This window comes from Sphaerospermopsis sp. FACHB-1194, from assembly GCF_014696235.1.
GTDB lineage: Bacteria > Cyanobacteriota > Cyanobacteriia > Cyanobacteriales > Nostocaceae > Sphaerospermopsis > Sphaerospermopsis kisseleviana.
In genome coordinates this window covers 40,003-59,940 of the sequence record NZ_JACJPU010000013.1, presented here as the reverse complement: position 1 = coordinate 59,940, position 19,938 = coordinate 40,003, and the positions used below count along the sequence as shown (strand labels likewise).

The window sequence follows — 19,938 nt, the reverse complement described above, 5'->3', positions numbered from 1 at the left end:
ATGTTCTTGTTTATTGTTTATATCATGTTTGAGATATTGATTATATCTGTTGGGGCTGGAAATGGGGAATAGGGGATAGAAGGAAGTTTCCCAATTACCCATTACCCATTACTCATCACCCATCACCAATTATTTCAAAATTTGCATCAATGCTGATTGCAAATTTGGATACTGATAATTAAAACCTGACGCTTGAGTGCGTTGAGGTAAAACCTTTTGCCCCTCTAAAACTACAATTGCCCCATCTCCCAATAATGCGTCCAAAGCAAAACCAGGAACAGGCAACCAAGAAGGGCGATTCATCACCTGTCCCATTGTATTACTTAACTCGCTCATCCGCACAGGATTGGGAGCAGTGGCATTGTATACACCTTGCATTTTGGGCTGGGTTAAAGCTTGGATAATTAAGTTCACAATATCGTCTATGTGAATCCACGAAAACCACTGACGACCGCTACCAATGGGACCACCTGCAAAAAGTTTGAAGGGAGTAATCATTTTACCCAAAGCGCCGCCATGACCTAAAACAATGCCAAAGCGCAAAATTACCAAGCGCACACCGGCATTTGTTGCCTTCTGCGCTTCCGCTTCCCATTCTTGACAAACTTGAGCTAAAAAATCTTGACCTGAAGGGCTATTTTCTTCAAAAGTAGCTGTTTCGCTAGTTCCATAATAACCAATAGCTGAAGCGTTTACCAATACCGATGGTTTAGGGTTAGCCGTAGCTATAGCTTCCACAACTTTTTGTGTACCGAGTTTGCGGCTGTTGAGAATAGCTTGCTTACGTTCTGGTGTCCAACGTTCCTCAGCGATGGGTTCTCCCGCCAAATTTACCACACCATCACAACCAGCAACAGCATCTTGCCAAGCGCCCGATACACCTGGTGTATAAGCCCTAATTTCTACATTTGGGAAAGCCTGAGAGGGAAAAACCTTGTGGGCAGAATTGGTATTTCGACTTAACACCAATACTCTATTACCTTCTTCTTGCAGCCGTTTAACTAGACGACTACCGACAAAACCAGTTGCTCCCGTGATCGCTACTTTCATTGTTAACCTAAACTCAAGCACATTGTACAGTCTTCACTGTTAACTTAATTTAACAATTTTTCAGCCTGTACTGTCTTGTTGTTAAGTTAATTTCTTTGCTGTCACCTGTATTTTGCAAATTATACCAGGTGAAAAAATGATGGCGACAGACGAAAAGCTTATCTAGTAAGCCTTAAACAATCTAAAATCCAAAATCCAAAATCCAAAATCCAAAATCCAAAATCGTATTAACTAGCGTGTTCCCAGTCACTAAGTAATTCACGTTGCTGCTTTTTGGTGTTGTTTTTACGGACTGGCACTTTAGGAACGCCAATATCAACACGAATAAAAGACTGTTTTGCCTTTTTAGCAGATTTGTTTTCTAGTGCGTTTGTCATTGTTCGATACCTTGGATAAAAACTTCAGTCCTAATTTATAACATCACTTTTTTTTAGACACATTCCGGAAGAAAGATTTTATTTTTTGGCAAAATTGTTTAATGATAATAAACATGAGAAACGGTGGGTTTAATTACAGAAAAACCTGGTCTTATAGGGTTTTTATCTCCCACTATAACTTGAAAATTTATTTAGCTATAAAGCTTACTAATTCTAGCTTACAGTCTACAATTACCAGGGCGTAAATGCCAAAATATCTCATTATTTGATTTTGTGTTTGATGGTGAAGATAACCTTTGCCTATTCAGCTACGACTCTACAGGCTGATGAGAATTTATTGTAACTTTAAATGCTAATTTTTTTTGTGTTTCTGCACTAGGATAGATCAGAAATAAATTTCCATCACTAGGCGATAAAATTCTTAACTGATCAGATACAAAATTTGATGTTGGCTGTTTTGCTAACCATTCATCATACACAGACGATAAATGGAAATCAGTAGAATTTTCGTAAGTAGGGGTTGCTGAGAAAGTCTTTCCGTGAGGGCATAGGAGTCAGGAGTCAGGAGTCAGGAGTCAGGAGGAGATTTGAAAATTTCTTTGCTATCTCTCGAAATTCCAAAAAATGCACACTTTTTCAGGTATACCCTTCAAAACCCTTGCACTTTTTTCCTCTTTATCAGCGTGTAACCTTTGATATATCTGGGTTTTAGGTTTATTCAGCAAACCCTACTTAGTTCTTTCTGTGACTCTGGAAACATTTCTTTGTCCTGTATATGCAATATACACCAGAAGAGTTTGGACGCAGTGCGGATTCGATTTTGATTTTGGAAGAAAGCAAGTAAACAAAAAGATCCCGGACTTTTTAAAGAAGTCGGGATCTCTGCAATTATGAGTGAAAATCAAAAATAATTTCAAAAAATAATTTAACAACTTATTTTGTGAACAAATTGTTAAATTGATGAAGGCACATTTTCCAGCAAGCGATCGCGAATTTCTATCAATTGTTCTTGAGTATTAACTGGACATCTTGGCGGTGGTAGTTCATTATTAGGCCAAGTAGGCAAATAATAACAAGGACACAATATTGATGGCATTCCCATAGTTTTAACAGGTACTGGCATCGCGCAGCGCCCACAAGGCAGGACTTCCCAAGTTGGGGTTAGCAGTTCGGCTATGTTTTCTTGAGTATCTTCTAAATAACAATCACGGGTTTCTAAGGCAAGAATTTGTTGCCAACACTCTTCAAACTCTGGACTATAGTTATTGCCCTTTAGCACTGGGTTAGGCAAGAAACTTTGATTACTATGACCGACTATCACTTTCTTCCCTAATTGAAACCAGTGAGCAAGATATTTTTTTACGTTTTGTTTGTTTGCCATATATTAATTGTAGATTTAAATGAGGGAATCTGAGTCCATTAATCCTTAATTTTGCATTAAGATTTGCTTGGTGGTAAGGGAAACCCAAGAACACTGAGATTAAGAACATGACCACCAGTTACTAAGTAAACCGATTCACATATTGCACCTAACTGACGGACTAAACTACCTAAGCGATCGCGAAATTTTCGACCTATAGGATAAGCTGGAACTACACCCCAACCAGTTTCTTCAGCAACAAACAGCAAATCAGCATCAATTAAACGTACTACTTCTAACAATTCTGCTAAGGTTTTTTCCCAGCTTAAATCATCCTCTTCCAAAAAATTAGCTACCCAAGTTCCCAAAGAATCAATCAAAATACAGGTATCAGATTTGGCATTACTGAGAGTGTCCGCCAGTTCCACAGGTACACACAGAGTTACCCAATCTTGTAGACGACGTTGTTTGTGTTTTTCAATGCGTTCTTGCCACTCTTGATCCTGGGGATTTTCCATTGCTGTTGCTATATAAATAACCTGTTTCCCGGACTGAATTGCTAAATTTTCTGCCCATTCACTTTTTCCTGAACGTGCTGGACCTGTTACTAAAATAACTCTACTCATAATTAATTATATTAATTGCCAATAAAAATACAACGCCTACCAACCCTTTGCACAAGAAAACCAGATAAATTTGCACTCTTGACAAACTTCCAAGACTCACATCTTGCACCTTCTCAATAAAAGTGCAGTGGGCATTGCCCACCCTACGCAATAATCAGGGTTGTAGACTTAGATTTTCACAATAAGATGATGGTGCAAGATATGATAATAGTTAAAAAGTATCGGCAGCACAAGAAGCTTTAGGATCTGTTTATGAAACCAGGTTTAAAACGCATTGAGGCAACTTTACATGATTTAGGGATACGTAGTACCGACTTACCACCAGAAACCAGTGATGGGACAAAACGCCCATTCTCCTTTAGAATTAGCATCGGAGCTAAAAAAAGCCAAGAAGTTAAAGAAAATTCAGCCAATCAAGACATTAACACAGTTGATATAAATACCAATAAAGAAACCAATCCCCAATCACAGCCACATTTATTTTCTAAACATAATTCCGTACAAACTTTCCCAGCCCAAGAAACTGAAGTCAAAACACCTAGCTTACCCAAGTTTAAAACACCGAGCTTTAGTAACCATCGTCACGGTGCAAATCCAGCATTAGCGATGAATCTTTTACAAGAGATTCAAGAGATTGTAGCAGGATGGCAAACAGAATTACAATCAATTCTCCAGCAAATTCAGGATATTTATTTAGAAGGTCCAGTGATTAATGGCTGGTTAGAGTCGAATCCCCAAGAACCAGAACCAGGGGGAACTGCAACCCTGCGTCATGGGGAAGTTGAACGACTAATGGATTATGTGCAAGAGATTTGCGAGTCAAAAGAGAATGCTTCTTATCAATCATCCCGTACTGGCTACCGCCTTTGTGGAATTGATGCTACTGGTAAAGCCTGGTCGCGTCAATGTCCAGTTGATCAAGTTCCTCAAGTTAGCATGGCTATTGCCCGTTACCAAAAATTACGTCAGCTTTTTGGACGTAAACAATCTCTGGAAACTCGTTTAAACCAATTAGCGGAAACTCTTGTGGCTTTACACAGCCATATTCAACAGTGATAAGTAGGTAAGCGTTAAAAATTGTCGTTATGATCAGGCTGAAGGCTGAAGGCAAGCAGCCTATTCTGCGGAATTTTTTGCTTTTTTCCCTGGAAAGGGGAGGTTTTAAACCTTAAATGAAACAATTGTCAATGGTCAATTGTCAATTTTTACTTAGGGTTTGCTGAATAAACCTAAAACCTTGATATATCAAAGGTTAGAGGCTGATAAACACAGAAATTAGTGCAAGGGTTTTGAAGGGTATACCGGAAAAAGTGTGCATTTTTGGGGATTTCAAGAGATGGCAAAGAAATTTTCAAATCTCCTCCTGACTCCTGACTCCTGACTCCTGACTCCTGACTCCTGACTCCTGACTCCTATGCCCTCACGGAAAGACTTTCTCAGCAACCCCTACTTAATAATCTCCTCTTGCAGCTTTATTTCTGATTAACTCCTGTTCAATTTCACTCTTTTCATAATCCTGTGCGCCAAAAGTTCGTTTTAGGGGTTCATTACCCAACTCTTCCCCTGCACGTTTGAGCATCTTGATCGGATTTTTTTGTCTACTTCCAGTTCCCAAATCTTTAGGAATTACTTCACCTGCACGCTTGCCACTTTCGATATAATCATCACCTATTTCTGGTGTTGTATATACCTTGGCTTTCCCCCTTTCTTTAGTTGAGTAAAAAGGTCTAACAACATCAGTTCTCACTAATTTCCCAGCTTTATTAGAATAATATGGTCGAGTTATTTCTGGCTTTTGGTTTTTCAGGGAATAATAACCAGCAGCCTGAGCCGAAAGCATAGGTAAGCCAATTAACCAGATTAAACCAGCTAACATCAATATAGCAAGTTGGCGGTGAATTTGATTAAATAATCTCTTTATTTCCCACATGAGAAAAATGTCCTTTTGAATATTTTACAAATGCCTAAATCTTAAAAAAATCTCCTTTAACTAACGTCTTACTTGGGGTTGGTTAAATGTATATAAAAAGTAATGTAAATAGGGCTTGCTGAATAAACCTAAAACCTTGATATATCAAAGGTTAGAGGCTGATAAACACAGAAATTAGTGCAAGGGTTTTGAAGGGTATACCGGAAAAAGTGTGCATTTTTTGGGATTTCAAGAGATGGCAAAGAAATTTTCAAATCTTCTCCTGACTCCTGACTCCTGACTCCTGACTCCTGACTCCTATGCCCTCACGGAAAGACTTTCTCAGCAACCCCTAAATAGGGCTTGCTGAATAAACCCAAAATACTCGTAAATCAAAGGTTTGAGGCTGATCAGGAGGAAAGAAAGTGCAAGATTTTTGAAGGGTACACCTTAAAAACTGTGCATTTTGGGTCTGATAAATTAGAAAATCTGGGGATAACAGATAGCTCAAACTATTCCCTATTCCCTATTCCCTATTCCCTATTCCCTATTCCCTATTCCCTGCCTCAACGAAGGGACTTTTTCAGCAAACCCTAAATACAGCAGGAGTTTAGCAATGCTAAACCCCTACAGGTTTCCTATCCCCATGATGAGACTTTGATGGCTTACACCATGCTGCGGTATCAAAAAATCATTTCATACATCAGGTATTTGCAACAAAACAAAATCAAGCTGCAAAATCAAGCTATAGTTACCTGATGTGATAAATAAACATCTTGAATAGCGTGAAACAAGCGCACCCCTTCCTCAAACGGACGCTGAAAAGTCTTTCTGCCAGAAATTAATCCTGTACCACCAGCACGTTTATTAATTACAGCAGTTCGTACCGCTTCAGCAAAATCATTTTTACCAGAAGTACCTCCAGAATTAATTAATCCTACCCTGCCAGCATAACAATTTAATACTTGATAACGAGTTAAATCTATGGGGTGTTTTGTGGTTAATTCTGTGTAAACTCGCTCATCAGTTTTACCGTAACTTTTACCTGTAGCTTTAGCAATTGCTTCATAACCATGATTGCATTCTGGTAATTTTTGTTTAATGATATCCGCTTCAATGGTGACACCCAAATGATTCGCTTGTCCAGTTAAATCAGCAGCTAAGTGATAATCTTGATCTTGTTGAAAATTGCTATTTCGCAAATAACACCAAAGCACAGTTGCCATACCCAATTCATGGGCGTGTTTAAAAGCTTGACTTACTTCTTGAATTTGTCTATCAGACTCTGGTGAACCAAAATAAATTGTTGCCCCGACTGCGGTTGCTCCCAAATGCCAAGCTTGCCAAACGTCTGCAAACATAATTTGGTCAAATTGATTAGGATAAGTCAACAATTGATTATGATTTATTTTGGCAATAAAGGGAATTTTATGGGCATATTTGCGGGACACACTGCCTAATACACCTAAAGTTGTAGCCACAGCATTACAACCTGCTTCTATTGCTAATTTCACAATATTTTCGGGATCAAAATAAATTGGATTAGGTGCAAAAGCAGACCCCGCTGAGTGTTCAATACCTTGGTCCACAGGGAGGATAGAAAGATAGCCAGTATTTGCTAAACGTCCGGTAGAATAGATTTGTTGTAAATTTCTTACCACACGGGGAGAGCGATCGCTATTGATCCAAACTCGATCTATAAAATCTGCTCCTGGTAAATGCAGCAAATCTGAAGAAACCTTGGCTTTATATGTTAGCAAATCCTCTGCTTCTTTACCTAGTAATGATTCCAAGGAATTGGGTTGTAATAAGGTTGTAGTCATATTTTTTTCTCACGTACACAACCAGAAAAGTTAGAAAGGTTTTTGGTTAAACACTATTACTATTTAGGGCTTTTAAATGATGATTTTGTCTACTTTCCCAAGACATATATAAATAGAAAGAGTTGAAAAATTATATCATGTCCGGTGTAACACTTACGATATCTGTTGGGGCAGGGAATAGGGAATAGGGAATAGGGAATAGGGAATAGGGAAAAGCAAATATGTCCAAAACTTTTATATTGAATCACCAATCATCAATTACCCATTACTAATTTTTTCTGCTAGTTGAGGGTTAAGTTGTAGTAGTATGTTGCTGTCGGCAATTGCTCCTTCATAGTCTCCTAAATGGTAACGTGCATTAGCCCGCAAGCCATAAACTATGGAGAGGATAGGGTTAATTTGCAATGCCAGATTATAATCTGCAATTGCTTTTTCATAGTTTCCTAAATTGCTATAAACTAAACCTCGTTGATAATAGGCTTGATCATCATCAGGATGGAGTTTTATTGCTTGATTAAAATCAGATATGGCTTGTTCATAGTCTTCCAGGTGAGACATTACTAAACCACGATTATAATAAGCTTCGGCAAAGTTGGAATTAATTTCTAATGCTTGATGATAATCTGTGATTGCACCTTGATAGTCTTGAAGAGCATAGCGACTATTTCCACGGTTATGATAAGCTGCTGCTATGTTGGGATTTAACTTTATTGCTTGGTTATAATCAGCAATTGCTTCTTTGTAATTACCAAGAATATGCAGAATATTACCACGATTACTGTAAGCGGCAACAAAATCAGGAGAGTATTGTAAAGCCTGGTTGATATCTGCAATGGCAGCTTGATCATCTCCGTTTCTAAAACGAGCTAAACCTTGGTTATGAAATGCTTTAGCTATGTCAAAATTGATGTTTTGAATAATATTTTGAATATTTTGAGGAATATTTTGCGGTAAGGGGAAAGAATTTTGGATGATGTTGAGGACTTGTTGATAATCTGCGATCGCTTGTTCAAATGTCTCTAGTTGTAAATAGGCATGACCACGGTTATGATAAGCTTCAGCTAAATTGGGATTTAACTGTAATGCGTGATTAAACAATGCGATCGCACCTTCATAATCACCTTGTAAATTCTTCTTTACTCCCTGTTTAATCAACTCTTCAGCATTCATGTAATTTTTCTATCTTTAACTTTCTCTAAAAATACAAGTGTCAGGATTCAGGATACAGAATACAGGATACAGAATAAATGAGAGTTTTCGAGTTATTCTTGAGAGGTTGTTTGACAATTTTATGAAAAGGCTATTTTCCTGTAAGGGCGAAGCATTCGGGCGATAAATTATCAATTTTATGAAAAGGTTATTTTCCGAATGCTTCGCCCCTACGACTCCTGACTCCTTACATATAAATTACATTACTTCCTGTACCATAAACTGAGAACTTAAAGAATAATCTCTAATTTCCGTATTCACACCATGTATATTCACACCATGTATATTCACACCATGTATATTCACACCATGTAAATGATGCAACCTCAACTCATCACGTTGCTGCCAAACTGCAAAGATTTTATCTCTCCCATCATTAAGAGTTGCTATATCAATTTTATAAAGTTTATAAAGTTTATAAACTTTATAAACTTTATCAACCCCTTTATCAACATTATTTACCTGTTGCAACTTCAAACCCAATAAACTTAAAAGTCGATTAAGTATCGTAATTCCTGAAACAGATTTTTTTTCTTTCACTACATCAATACCCAAAGCTCGTTTAATATGTTTACTACTGTGAATAGCAACATTTTTTAACCAAATAATATCACTATCATTTTCACTAAATACTCTTCCTGATTCCAGGAATTGTAACATACCTAATGCTCGCAGTGCTTCAACTTTGAGAGTATAAGTCTTGATATCAGGTAAGAAAACCTTACCCTCACCCCAAGATAATTGTTTTTGCCACTCTTCCTGATCTCTACCATGAAAATATTCACTTTCATGAGTGAGATAATAATGAATTAACAACTGTCCATAATATCCTTTATCATCCTGCAATTTTAACCAAGGAGTTACTTCCACACCATACCTATCTCTGAGAATATATTTATTAATTTGATTACGTTCTTCGTCACTGAGAGAATGTCTAGCTAATAACTGTTCATATTCAACATAATCAATTTCCTTAGCATTAGCCACAGCATTGGCAGCTATTAATTGATTTTCTTGTTTAATTTCCTTAATTTTACGTTTAATATCTTTAGCTTTTTGACGACTTTGCGCCCAATCTTTTTGGACTTTAAAAATTTCCATGATTAATCTTTTACGAGTTTCTACATCCCTGGCATCAGTGGCAAAAAAAGCCAAACGTAAATCCCGCAGAATATTATTTTGTACAGCATTACTCCGCATAATAATTTTATGTCCGTCAGCTATTAATCCATCTTGTAAAGATTGACGATAAAGACGAATAGAAGCATTTACCCTAGCAGATAATTTTGCCCAAGTTCTTAAATGAATTGGATCATAAACTGCTGGTAAATCTACATCTATTTTATGTAAAGGACTGAGTAAAGCGAGATTTTCTTTTTGGTTTTCTTGATACCAATGAGATAGTAATTGATAATTGGTACTACCACTACCAATTAAACCGATACCGCGTTTAGCACACCAGACAACACGGGGAACATCATCACGGACTCTTGCTAATGCTTGACGTGCTTCCGCGTCAGGAATTACCCCTTGAAAAATACCATAAACTCGGTCAAAATGTTGGACATCAATACTAATTCCTGTTCCCAAACTAGGAGTAACAAAAACCGTATCATAATCAGTAATTTTTTGATTAATAGCAGCTATGAAATCAGATGCTGCATGGCCAGGAGTATTAGTCGTTTGACTGCTAACCACCAAAGTATCAGGAAATTGCTTTCTCAACTTCTGCAAACGTTCTTTAAGATAACCTTCAATGGTTTCACAACTATAACGCCCCGTGCGACTATCCGTAGTTACATAACATTTACGTCCGGCAATTAAATCTAATTCTAATTGATGAATTAATGGAGTTGGGTTAGGTGAATCATAAAAAGTTACATCCCAACCTTTTTGGGGTTTCCATTTATTGACAACTACCCAAGGAGTAATTTTAGTTCCTGCTAAACCTTGTAAATATTCTAGAGAAACATCTGATAAATCAGCATCTTGGGCAATTATTAAACCTCCACTTTTTATAACTGTAGCAATTAATTGTTGGAAGACTCCCAGAATTTTCACTCGTTTATTTTTACAAGTATTACTATTTAGTAAATGCCATAAAGATTGCTCAACTTCGTCTAATATGACTATAGCCCCTTGCCAATCTTGAGGATGCAATTTCCAAAGGGAATCAACGCATAAACCAAAAGATTTGGTAATTGGTAGTTGGGGATGTTCTTCTATACTCCAAGATTCATGGTTAATTCCCCATTTAATGCCTATTTTTTCACATAAAAATTTTCCTAAAAGAATGCGATGAGTAATTAATAAAACGGGTTGATTACGACTTTTGGCTTGATTAACAATAGCTTCCAGTCCGGTAGTTTTTCCAGTTCCTTTAGCGGATTTTACTCCTACTAAACCACAAGAGGGAAAAGGTATTTCTCCTAAATAAGCCAGGTTAACATTCAGTGCAGAAGAAATTGTTAACTCGGTGTGAGGTTTAGTTTGAGCTAGATAAATTTCTAAATCTACACTTTGACGATAAACTTTATCAAAATTAGCTGCACCTTTAGCAGCAATAAATTCATCAACGCCTTTTTCCGTTCCTGGGAGTTCCACAACTTTCACCGGACAATTTTGTTGTTGAAATAAACAACCGAGTTGGGAAATAGCATTATTGACAGCGGCGATTTTATTTGTTTGAGTTTCAAAATCAAAACATATATAAAAATTGCGTTGTTTGGTGGCGAAAATTGCTAAGTCAGGTATGAGTTGACGACGGGTAACTTGACCTAAGTTATCTTTAACAACGCGATAACCGCTAGTAATACCAGGAATAGCAATAGCAACATAGCCTTGTGTTAATAAAGCTGCGGCTTTTTTCGCACCTTCACAAATAATTATGGAGATATTACATTCCATCACCCATTGCCAAAAACCTTCCGCTTCACCATCATCAGCAATGGTGATATTTGGAGGCATATCCATATTGTAACGCTGGGCAACTTGCTGCCAAATTTTCAATGTCACCCGCAAACAAAATACCCGTGTTGGTGTGCTGGGAGGATGTTCATATTTAATAGACTTGCCTTTTTTGTTTTGTCGGGGTTGGGATGGTTTAAAACATCCCCATTCCATCTTATGCCAATTATTCAGTGGATCTCTTCCAGAACACCACCAACCACCTGCTGTAATATGGCTGTAATGCTGCAACCACGAACTTTTTACCATGCCAGTATTGGTGCGTGGTATTTGTTCCGATATAAGTAGGTACTGATAGGCGATCGTACCTTGGAGCGATATAAAATTTAGACGGGTTAAGTGTAAATCAATACAGCTATTTTGGACTAATTCTTCAAGGTGCTGGGGGTGTAAATAATCTAACATGGGCAGAGGCACTAAAAGAAGAAATGGGGTAAGGAAATAAAACCTTAACACGCATCTGCTGATTTTTGATAAAAAATCTGTGCCATTTTGGCAAAAGTTTTATACTTTGTTGATGGCAATACTTCGGTGATTACAGAAATAGCTGATTTTGCTTGTGAGATGGTAGAAATAATATTTTTGTATTGTGATATTTGTGCATGATTAATTTTTATTTATCAGTATATTTTTCTTTAAATAGTAAACATATACTGTTCAGATACGGGAATTGGTTAAATATATAGAGTATTTAGGAGTTGGCTGGGTAGTGAAGCATTTAATAAAGTTGAGATGGGGAATTTTTATGTTGATTATTTTTGCACAATTAATTGTAATTGGCGCGTGTATTTTTCGGAAATATGGATTTCTAAATTTGGAAATTAAGTTTGCAGAAATTGAGCATGACTTCAAGGGTTTGTTCTCGATATTGTATTAACAAGCGAGGGGTTGAGGAACACACAAAAACAAATCAACTCCCAGCGATAACTCAAACAATAACTCAAATCAAGATCAAGGAGATTTCTATCATGGCTAACTTATTTACCGCAGTATCTGCTGAACAACAAGAAATCGTAGCTGGTGGACGCTTAAATTTGGATGATTTAATAGAAACCGCTTTCTCTCTGGAAGCAATTGGGTTTGATACTAACGTAGGAGCCAATGATACAGGTAGTAGCGTGAGTCAGATGTTTGGCGCTAACGAGACAAATAGTATAGCAACCAAAAAGTTAAACGTTCAAGAACTCCCCAACGGTGGTGGTGGTGGTCAATAATCAATAATCCAGCACTCGCTCTTTTCTAATTAAGCAATAATTAGGCAATTAACTAATATACAAACTTAATTGCCTAATCTTCTTCTATCACTTTTAGATAAATTGAAAATTTTTCGGCGAAATAGTCAAGGAAAATTACATTTTAATCTCAAAGTGATGGAAGTTACATATTTGGCTCTTTCTTAGATACTTGTGCAGTATGAATATGATCTTACAGCAATTTTTCATAAGATCACATTACTCACTCATCAACCCAGAAATAAGGTAATTTTATTAGTTTGGCAGCAACTAAAAATTTCCTTATTTATTTATATATATATCGACCATAGGAGAATAACCAGATGTCTAACCAAATCAACCCCAAGAAATCCGAACTATTCCAGGAATTATCTGAGCAAGAACAAGAACTTGCACATGGGGGTTCTCACTCACCAGTTGGTATGTTGTTTTATCAGGAAACAGATACACTGAGTTACGCAAATAACGAAATAGAATTTTCAGATGGTGAGGGGACATTTGATAATAGTCAAACAACTTTTTATAAATCAACAGAAAGGACACTTTGGTTTATTCCACTTGTTATAGATGATAGTAGTGGAGAAAGGAATAGAAGTCTAAATGGAATATTGAGTTTATTATTTCGATTATTTTCTTAAAAAGACTTAGGTTCTCAAGCCAGATTTTACTCAGGAAATAACAATCAAATTGACTATTATTTGATAGTAGGTTTTTATAAACAACTGAAACAAATAGACGAGTAGAAATTCAACTTATATTTACACTTATATTTACACTTATATTTACACTTATATTTACATTTATATTTACATTTATATTTACAACTATCTAGGGTGCATTTATCATGAAACTCAAATTTGTTAAACAGCACAGTGCAGAAGACTGTGGTGCAGCTTGTTTGGCTGCAATTGCCAAATATTACGGTCATAATTTTACCATCAGTCGTATTCGTGAAGCGGTGGGAACAGGACAAAATGGAACTACATTATTAGGGTTAAGACGAGGTGCAGAAACTCTTGGTTTTAAAGCTAATCCAGTTAAAACATCACCAGAAGTTTTAGATAGAATGAATGAAGCACCCTTACCAGCAATTATTCACTGGAAAGGAAATCATTGGGTTGTTTTATACGGTAAAAAAGGCAAAAATTATCTCATTGCTGATCCCGCAGTTGGGGTTCGACATCTTTCTAAAAAAGATTTAATGGAAGGTTGGAAAGATTGGTTAATTCTGTTACTAGAACCTGATCCAGTCCGCTTTTTTGAACAAGAAAGTGATAAAACAGGAGGCTTTTGGCGGTTCTTCCGACGAATTTGGATTTATCGCGCCATTTTAGTCCAAGCTTTACCTCTAAATTTACTCTTGGGTTTGCTATCTTTAGCTTCTCCTTTTTTATTGCAAATTCTCACTGATGATGTGTTAGTCAGAGGTGACACAAAATTACTTACTACTGTAGCAATTTCTGTAGTAGTAATGAATTTTATTTCTAATAGTTTGGCATTTGTACAATCTAACTTAATTGCTCACTTTGCCCAACGGTTACAATTAGGATTGGTTTTAGATTTTGGTCGGCAAATTCTCTGTTTACCTCTGAGTTATTACGAAGCGCGACGTAGTGGTGAAATAGTTAGCCGTTTGCAAGATATTCGGCAAATTAATCAATTAGTTACTCAATTAGTTGTCAGTCTACCCAGCCGATTTTTTATTGCTGTAATTTCTTTAGGTTTCATGATTTTTTATAGCTGGAAGCTGACCACAGTAGCTTTATTGATTTCTGTGGTCATGACTTTATCTACAATCCTTTTTCAGCCAACTTTACAGCAAAAAACCCGTGAACTGTTAGTTCAAGATGCAGAAAATCAAGGTGTTTTAGTGGAAACCTTTAAAGGTGCATTAACCCTGAAAACAACGACAGCAGCACCACAATTTTGGGATGAATTAGAAAGTCGTTTTGGTCGTTTGGCTAATTTAACATATCGCACTATCCAAATTGGTATCATTAATAGTACCTTTTCTGGTTTTGTAGCTGGTATTGGTGGCGTGATTTTACTATGGTTTGGTGGTTATTTAGTGATTGATCCTGCTGAAAATCTCAGCATCGGTAAGTTATTTGCATTTAACTCAATGAATGGTAACTTCTTGGGTTTAATTGGTACTTTAATCAGTTTTGTGGAAGAATTTACTCGTGCGAAAACTTCTGTAAAAAGATTAACAGAAGTTATTGATGCTACTCCAGAAAATGAAGGAGATGGTAAAAAACTTTTTGCAAAAATTATTGATAATTCTGACATAATTTGCACCAATGTTAACTTTCATTATGCAGGTAGAATTGACCTTTTAGAAGATTTTTCCTTAACCATTCCCGGTGGTAAAGTTGTGGCTTTAATTGGTAAATCTGGATGTGGTAAAAGTACCCTTGCTAAACTACTTGCTGGTTTATATCCTCTCCAGTCAGGCAATATCCGCATTGGACTTTATAACCTCCAAGACCTTTCTTTAGACAGTCTCCGTCAACAGGTGGTACTTGTTCCCCAAGATGCTCATTTTTGGAGTCGTTCTATTGTGGAAAACTTCCGTTTAGGAGCGCCCTACGTGACATTTGAGCAAATTGTCAGAGCTTGTCAAATTGCCGGTGCTGATGAATTTATCAGTAAATTACCAGAAAAATATCAAACTATTTTAGGTGAATTTGGCGCAAATATTTCCGGTGGCCAACGTCAAAGATTAGCCATAGCTAGAGCTATTGTCACAAGTCCACCAATTTTAATTTTAGATGAATCTACAGGTGGACTTGATCCTGTCAGTGAAGGGCAAGTTTTGGATCAATTATTTGCACATCGCCAGGGTAAAACAACAATTTTAATTAGTCATCGTCCCAAGGTAATTAATCGTGCTGATTGGGTTGTTTTACTAGATCAGGGAAGATTAAAAATACATGGTTCTTTGCAGGATTTAAAGGTAAAAACAGGCGAACATTTAGATTTTTTAATTCCCTAATTCAACATAATCCCTAATTCAACATAATTCCTAATTCAACATAATTAAATTATCAGGTACTTATGCTCTACACTCATAATCAAAAATTGATCTCTTCAGGAGAAAATGATGAGCTTCTTCCTCCTATTAGTCGTTGGACTTCTTTAGCAGGAATATTTCTAATTAGCACTGTTGCTAGTGGGATTGCTCTCTCTTCATGGATTAAATATAATGTTACAGTCAAAACAGTTGGTACTGTGCGTCCTACGGGTGAAGTTCGTCTAGTACAACCACAAATGGAAGGAACGGTTAAAACCATTTTAGTCAAAGAAAATCAACCTGTGAAAATAGGAGATGTAATTGCTAATTTGGATAATGAACAATTAATAATTAAAAAAAGTCAACTGCAAGGTAATATTCAACAAGGTGGTTTACAACTAATTCAAATAGATGCACAAATTCAGAATTTAGATAATCAGATGTCCGCAGAAAAAAAAGTGATCGAAACTGTTATTGCTACTGCAAAAGTAGATTTAGCCCGCAACCAACGGGAATATCAAGAACGAAAAGTTAATACTAACAGTGATTTTCTAGCTTCAGAGGCAAGTTTGCAAAAGGCTAAAACCGATTTACAAAAAGCTCAAGCTGATTTAGAATTTGCGAAATTAGACCGCGATCGCTATGAGCAATTATCAAAAATTGGCGCAATTGGGAGACGAGAATTTGAACAAAAACAATTAGTTGTGCAACAAACACAATTAAGACTACAAGCTGAACAAAAGTCATTTGAAATAGCTAAAATCAAACTCCAATCAGCTAAAGCAGCAGTAAATCCAACTCCCGCAACAGTGATGATGGCACAAGAACGTATTGCCCAAGAAACTGCTAAAGGCGAAGCTAATATTGCTAGTTTAAATAAAGAGAAACAAGCATTACTTGAGCGTCGCGTGCAATTACAAGCCCAAATTAATCAATCACAAAAAGAACTGGAACAACTGGAAAATCAGATTCGCAAAAGCAGTATTTTTGCCACTAGCAATGGTATTATCCTCAAGCTAAATTTACGTAACCCAGGTCAAGTAGTGCGTGCTAGTGAATCTATTGCAGAAATTGTTCCTAATTATGCTGCATTAGTCATTAAAGCTATGATTCCTAAAAATGAAATTAAAAAAGTTACCGTTGGTCAAAAAGTCCAATTGCGTGTAGATGCTTGTCCATATCCTGATTATGGCACACTTAACGGTGTGGTCAACAACATTTCCCCAGATGTCATTACAACCCAAAATAAAAATCAAGGTATAGCCTCATCTAATAATTTGAGTTTTTTTGAAGCAACAATTCAACCAGAAACTCTTGAATTTGGTAATACTATTCGCCAATGTCATATCCAAGCAGGAATGGAAGTAAAAGCTGACATTATTTCCAGAGAAGAAACAGCATTACAATTTATGTTGAGAAAAGCAAGACTAATTACTGACTTATAAATAGTTACAATTAAGACAAGACTAAAAAACAACGACTAAAAAACTATCTGACAGAGGATGAATTGTAATATTTCCAGGACTTACCAAAAAGGGAACGAAAGTAGGGGTAATTCATGAATTACCCCTACGCAAGAATAAGGTTTTCAGTCACATCTTGCGTAAGTCCTAATTTCATCCAAATTTCTCATACCAATTCACTAAAATTAGGCAACAGATTACAACCAAAAACCCTACATATAATCTGCATTTCTGAATTTTCAATTATGAATTGGTATCAATATCTATTACTGATATTACTGACACTCAAGGCATAACAATTGTCAAGTTTATGACCTATGAACAAAGCATTCAAGAAGCATTACAGTGGTGGTCTTATAGACAATCCATAAAACTGTTTGGGGAAGCAGAAAAAATTCGGGACAGTTTGTTACAAGAAACTTTCACCATTCGTCGCAGTTTAGATGTATTAAAAATAGATCATCCAAATTTATTAATTCAGAATTGCTATGAACACACCAAAAAAATTGATAATTTTCATCACTCTTTAGTTCAGTTGAGCGATCGCCTGTGTCCAGTGTATATTCAAGAGAGTTTACCACTCTCAATCCAATGCTTGTTAGAACCTTGGGTCTTATCTAATACTCATATCTATTTCCATATTGATATGCCAGCATATTGGCAACGTGAGTCTGTAGAAGGTAGTCTCATAATTCTACGAGCTTTAGAAGAATTATTAAGAATAACTTTGCGAGAAAATTTCACACCTATTGCAATTTATATCAGTTTACAACTCAAAGAAAATACCAAAAAATTAACTGTCAGAATCACCTATTCTGATCTATCTAACCTAACGTCTTACTCCTATCTACCGGAATTAAATTATCTCAGTGATAGCCTAGAATTTTTAATGTCTGGGCAATGCTTTTACAATAGTAGCAATCATAGGATAGCTTGGTATTTTTGTTGGTAGGTTTTATTTGTTTTTACCTTGCAGGGGCGAAGCCTTCGGGTGATAACCTATCGCTGAAACCAATTCATATTCTATCAGAATGCTTCGCCCTCGGTGTTCTAGCAAATATTTTCACCAAAATAATTATATTAATTCAGTAAAATTCTCCGGGGTAAGGGTGACATCCCTCATAGCAAATAAACCAACATAAATACAATTTAGGAAAAGCTAATTATTATTCAGTATTGAAGATGGAACAAATTTTATCAGCAAATAAATTGCTGAAAATTTTGGTAATTGATGATCATGAATCAGTTTTAAGTGGAACAATTGACATTCTCAAAAAAAACTATCCTAGTGCTGAATTTATAACCGCAATTAATGTCAATAATACTCTTGAACAACTTACCAGTTTTCAGCCTGATTTGATAGTTATGGATCTTTCAATTCCCGAAGAAAAAGGACTGACTGCGCGACCTGATAACGGTATTCAACTATTGAAAATTTTGATGCAAAAATATCCTCACTTAAATATTGTTGTCCAAAGCGCCCATGCAAGGACATTGGTACGTATTCGTTTGGATATTGATAGTCACAAAGGAGGTTTTACTATTGCTGATAAAAGCATTTCAACCCAAGAAATGTTAACAAGAGTAGATTGGGCATTACAAGGATTAACTCATACAAAAGATATCAAAGGAATTTACTCAGGATTAGAAGTAAAACCCGAATGGTTAAAAGTCCTAAATTTGGCTTTTCAAGAAGGATTACAAGATAAAGCAATTGCTGAAGAAATGTGTGTATCTGAACGCATGGTGCGTCATTATTGGAGTAAGTTACAAGATGCTTTAAACGTTTACCCAGAGGAAGGTAAAAATATCCGCATTCAAACAGAAAATAAAGCGAGATCAGAAGGGTTGATTGATTAATGATTACTGATTAATGATTACTGATAGCTGAATACTAACAAATAACCATTTCAATTCTGTCAATTTTCAATTGTCAATTGTCAATTGTCAATTAATATTGAAAGCTTATGCAGTCTAAATTTTGGATGAAAATGAAATCAGGATGGCAAAATATGTGGATGTTAAACACATATCCAGTCACAAATATTATAGTGATTAGTATTGTCATCTCTAACTTAGTCAGTGCCAGTTATGTACTATTAACTTGGGGTTGCTTAATTCCAAAATTTTCCGCAATTATAGTCTTAGCTTTAAATGCTATAGCTATCACAGGTATATATCACTATAGCCAAATCGTTAAATCGGGAATTAAAGCTAGAAAAGCGATGATTGAAGTTGCATTTGAAACCATCCATAACGGACCACTACAAACTCTCAATAGGGTTTTAAGATTGGTGAAATTACAAGATTTATCAATTAAGAAAATCCTACCGGAGTTAGAAAAAGACCTAGAAAATTTAAACCAAGAATTAAGGGGAATTTATGAATTTTGGCAACAGGAAAGCCTCACACATCAAAAAACAAACCTTTACTTAGGAAACAGTATAATTATCAATCTACAAGAACCCCTGCACGAAATTCTCTATCAAGTTTATAGTCACACCTTAGAACGAGATTTTCCTTGCTTTAGAACCATCAAATTAAAAATTCGTAATTTTGAACCTATAGACGAACACAGTTTAACTATTGAAGACAAACGAGGAATTTGCCGATTTTTAGAAGAAGCTTTGTGTAATGTGGGTAAATATGCTACAGGAGCAACCTGTCTCAAAGTTAATTGTTCTTTTTCTATGGGTTGGCACACACTAAGTGTTGTAGATGATGGTTTAGGCGTTAACTCATCTGTTAACTCATTTAAGAGGGAAGGTCAGGGAACAAAACAGTTTAAAAATTTAGCCCGACAAATTAAAGGTAAATTTCAACGCCTTCCCATGTATCCTCAAGGAACTATTTGTGAGTTATCTTGGCCTGGTTATCTTGTGAGTTATTATAAATAAATCCTCAGTTTG

At 36.1% G+C, this 19,938-nt stretch carries 17 protein-coding genes; 9 read left to right on the top strand and 8 right to left on the bottom strand.

Translation table 11 applies throughout. The annotated features are described in order from the left end of the window. Positions 1-129 precede the first annotated feature (129 nt). Both H6F45_RS10165 and H6F45_RS10160 read right to left on the bottom strand, forming a co-directional pair. Complete coding sequence (locus H6F45_RS10165) at positions 130-1,050, bottom strand: TIGR01777 family oxidoreductase (protein ID WP_096567015.1); 921 nt, start codon at positions 1,048-1,050, stop codon at positions 130-132. 227 nt (positions 1,051-1,277) lie between these two features. Continuing rightward, positions 1,278-1,427 (bottom strand): hypothetical protein, encoded by a 150-nt coding sequence (locus H6F45_RS10160; protein WP_187041506.1) that lies wholly within the window; start codon positions 1,425-1,427, stop codon positions 1,278-1,280. Positions 1,428-1,947: 520 nt separating this feature from the next. Between H6F45_RS10160 and H6F45_RS10155 the strand changes: the two genes are divergently transcribed. Next, on the top strand, positions 1,948-2,139 hold the full coding sequence (locus H6F45_RS10155) for a hypothetical protein (RefSeq protein ID WP_190347110.1): 192 nt from the start codon (positions 1,948-1,950) through the stop codon (positions 2,137-2,139). A 240-nt stretch (positions 2,140-2,379) separates the two neighbouring features. On the opposite strand, the gene H6F45_RS10150 is transcribed toward H6F45_RS10155, so the two are convergent. Both H6F45_RS10150 and cobU read right to left on the bottom strand, forming a co-directional pair. Continuing rightward, positions 2,380-2,808: a hypothetical protein gene (locus H6F45_RS10150; protein WP_096567017.1), complete on the bottom strand. Its 429-nt coding sequence runs from the start codon at positions 2,806-2,808 to the stop codon at positions 2,380-2,382. 56 nt (positions 2,809-2,864) lie between these two features. Further along, the gene (gene cobU, locus H6F45_RS10145; RefSeq protein WP_096567019.1) at positions 2,865-3,413 is read right to left on the bottom strand and encodes a bifunctional adenosylcobinamide kinase/adenosylcobinamide-phosphate guanylyltransferase; all 549 of its coding nucleotides are present in this window, start codon (positions 3,411-3,413) and stop codon (positions 2,865-2,867) included. Positions 3,414-3,665: 252 nt separating this feature from the next. Here cobU and H6F45_RS10140 point away from each other — a divergent pair, with 252 nt between their 5' ends. Then, on the top strand, positions 3,666-4,469 hold the full coding sequence (locus H6F45_RS10140) for a hypothetical protein (protein WP_137668968.1): 804 nt from the start codon (positions 3,666-3,668) through the stop codon (positions 4,467-4,469). Positions 4,470-4,863: 394 nt separating this feature from the next. Here the strand turns inward: H6F45_RS10140 and H6F45_RS10135 are convergent, their stop codons facing one another. From H6F45_RS10135 to H6F45_RS10120, 4 genes are all read right to left on the bottom strand, one after another. Beyond that, entirely contained in the window at positions 4,864-5,343 is a 480-nt protein-coding gene (locus H6F45_RS10135; RefSeq protein ID WP_190347109.1) for a hypothetical protein, read from the bottom strand. A 719-nt stretch (positions 5,344-6,062) separates the two neighbouring features. Next, a complete protein-coding gene (locus H6F45_RS10130) occupies positions 6,063-7,145 on the bottom strand; it encodes a class I fructose-bisphosphate aldolase (RefSeq protein WP_096567025.1) in 1,083 nt (360 codons plus the stop codon). A 258-nt stretch (positions 7,146-7,403) separates the two neighbouring features. Further along, a complete protein-coding gene (locus H6F45_RS10125; protein ID WP_190347108.1) occupies positions 7,404-8,315 on the bottom strand; it encodes a tetratricopeptide repeat protein in 912 nt (303 codons plus the stop codon). A gap of 237 nt (positions 8,316-8,552) precedes the next feature. Continuing rightward, on the bottom strand, positions 8,553-11,726 hold the full coding sequence (locus tag H6F45_RS10120; protein ID WP_190347107.1) for a plasmid replication protein, CyRepA1 family: 3,174 nt from the start codon (positions 11,724-11,726) through the stop codon (positions 8,553-8,555). Between the two features lie 563 nt (positions 11,727-12,289). Here H6F45_RS10120 and H6F45_RS10115 point away from each other — a divergent pair. The 7 genes from H6F45_RS10115 to H6F45_RS10085 all read left to right on the top strand — a co-directional run bounded on the left by H6F45_RS10115 (position 12,290) and on the right by H6F45_RS10085 (position 19,926). Beyond that, positions 12,290-12,535: a CTB family bacteriocin gene (locus tag H6F45_RS10115; RefSeq protein WP_190347106.1), complete on the top strand. Its 246-nt coding sequence runs from the start codon at positions 12,290-12,292 to the stop codon at positions 12,533-12,535. Between the two features lie 341 nt (positions 12,536-12,876). After that, positions 12,877-13,191 carry a hypothetical protein gene (locus H6F45_RS10110; protein ID WP_190347105.1) on the top strand — a complete coding sequence of 105 codons (315 nt, stop codon included), beginning with the start codon at positions 12,877-12,879 and terminating at the stop codon, positions 13,189-13,191. A 206-nt stretch (positions 13,192-13,397) separates the two neighbouring features. Next, complete coding sequence (locus tag H6F45_RS10105) at positions 13,398-15,548, top strand: peptidase domain-containing ABC transporter (protein ID WP_190347104.1); 2,151 nt, start codon at positions 13,398-13,400, stop codon at positions 15,546-15,548. A gap of 62 nt (positions 15,549-15,610) precedes the next feature. Next, positions 15,611-17,011: an HlyD family efflux transporter periplasmic adaptor subunit gene (locus tag H6F45_RS10100; protein WP_190347103.1), complete on the top strand. Its 1,401-nt coding sequence runs from the start codon at positions 15,611-15,613 to the stop codon at positions 17,009-17,011. A gap of 328 nt (positions 17,012-17,339) precedes the next feature. After that, positions 17,340-17,981: a hypothetical protein gene (locus tag H6F45_RS10095; protein WP_190347102.1), complete on the top strand. Its 642-nt coding sequence runs from the start codon at positions 17,340-17,342 to the stop codon at positions 17,979-17,981. A 230-nt stretch (positions 17,982-18,211) separates the two neighbouring features. Continuing rightward, complete coding sequence (locus tag H6F45_RS10090) at positions 18,212-18,889, top strand: response regulator transcription factor (protein WP_137668022.1); 678 nt, start codon at positions 18,212-18,214, stop codon at positions 18,887-18,889. 107 nt (positions 18,890-18,996) lie between these two features. Continuing rightward, on the top strand, positions 18,997-19,926 hold the full coding sequence (locus H6F45_RS10085) for a sensor histidine kinase (RefSeq protein WP_137668021.1): 930 nt from the start codon (positions 18,997-18,999) through the stop codon (positions 19,924-19,926). The last annotated feature ends 12 nt before the right edge of the window (positions 19,927-19,938 follow it).

Coding starts and splice junctions, on each gene's coding strand:
- H6F45_RS10165 (WP_096567015.1), bottom strand. CDS start 1,050: ATGAAAGTAGCGATCACGGGAGCAACTGGTTTTGTCGGTAGTCGTCTA.
- H6F45_RS10160 (WP_187041506.1), bottom strand. CDS start 1,427: ATGACAAACGCACTAGAAAACAAATCTGCTAAAAAGGCAAAACAGTCT.
- H6F45_RS10150 (WP_096567017.1), bottom strand. CDS start 2,808: ATGGCAAACAAACAAAACGTAAAAAAATATCTTGCTCACTGGTTTCAA.
- cobU (WP_096567019.1), bottom strand. CDS start 3,413: ATGAGTAGAGTTATTTTAGTAACAGGTCCAGCACGTTCAGGAAAAAGT.
- H6F45_RS10140 (WP_137668968.1), top strand. CDS start 3,666: ATGAAACCAGGTTTAAAACGCATTGAGGCAACTTTACATGATTTAGGG.
- H6F45_RS10135 (WP_190347109.1), bottom strand. CDS start 5,343: ATGTGGGAAATAAAGAGATTATTTAATCAAATTCACCGCCAACTTGCT.
- H6F45_RS10130 (WP_096567025.1), bottom strand. CDS start 7,145: ATGACTACAACCTTATTACAACCCAATTCCTTGGAATCATTACTAGGT.
- H6F45_RS10125 (WP_190347108.1), bottom strand. CDS start 8,315: ATGAATGCTGAAGAGTTGATTAAACAGGGAGTAAAGAAGAATTTACAA.
- H6F45_RS10120 (WP_190347107.1), bottom strand. CDS start 11,726: ATGTTAGATTATTTACACCCCCAGCACCTTGAAGAATTAGTCCAAAAT.
- H6F45_RS10115 (WP_190347106.1), top strand. CDS start 12,290: ATGGCTAACTTATTTACCGCAGTATCTGCTGAACAACAAGAAATCGTA.
- H6F45_RS10110 (WP_190347105.1), top strand. CDS start 12,877: ATGTCTAACCAAATCAACCCCAAGAAATCCGAACTATTCCAGGAATTA.
- H6F45_RS10105 (WP_190347104.1), top strand. CDS start 13,398: ATGAAACTCAAATTTGTTAAACAGCACAGTGCAGAAGACTGTGGTGCA.
- H6F45_RS10100 (WP_190347103.1), top strand. CDS start 15,611: ATGCTCTACACTCATAATCAAAAATTGATCTCTTCAGGAGAAAATGAT.
- H6F45_RS10095 (WP_190347102.1), top strand. CDS start 17,340: ATGACCTATGAACAAAGCATTCAAGAAGCATTACAGTGGTGGTCTTAT.
- H6F45_RS10090 (WP_137668022.1), top strand. CDS start 18,212: ATGGAACAAATTTTATCAGCAAATAAATTGCTGAAAATTTTGGTAATT.
- H6F45_RS10085 (WP_137668021.1), top strand. CDS start 18,997: ATGCAGTCTAAATTTTGGATGAAAATGAAATCAGGATGGCAAAATATG.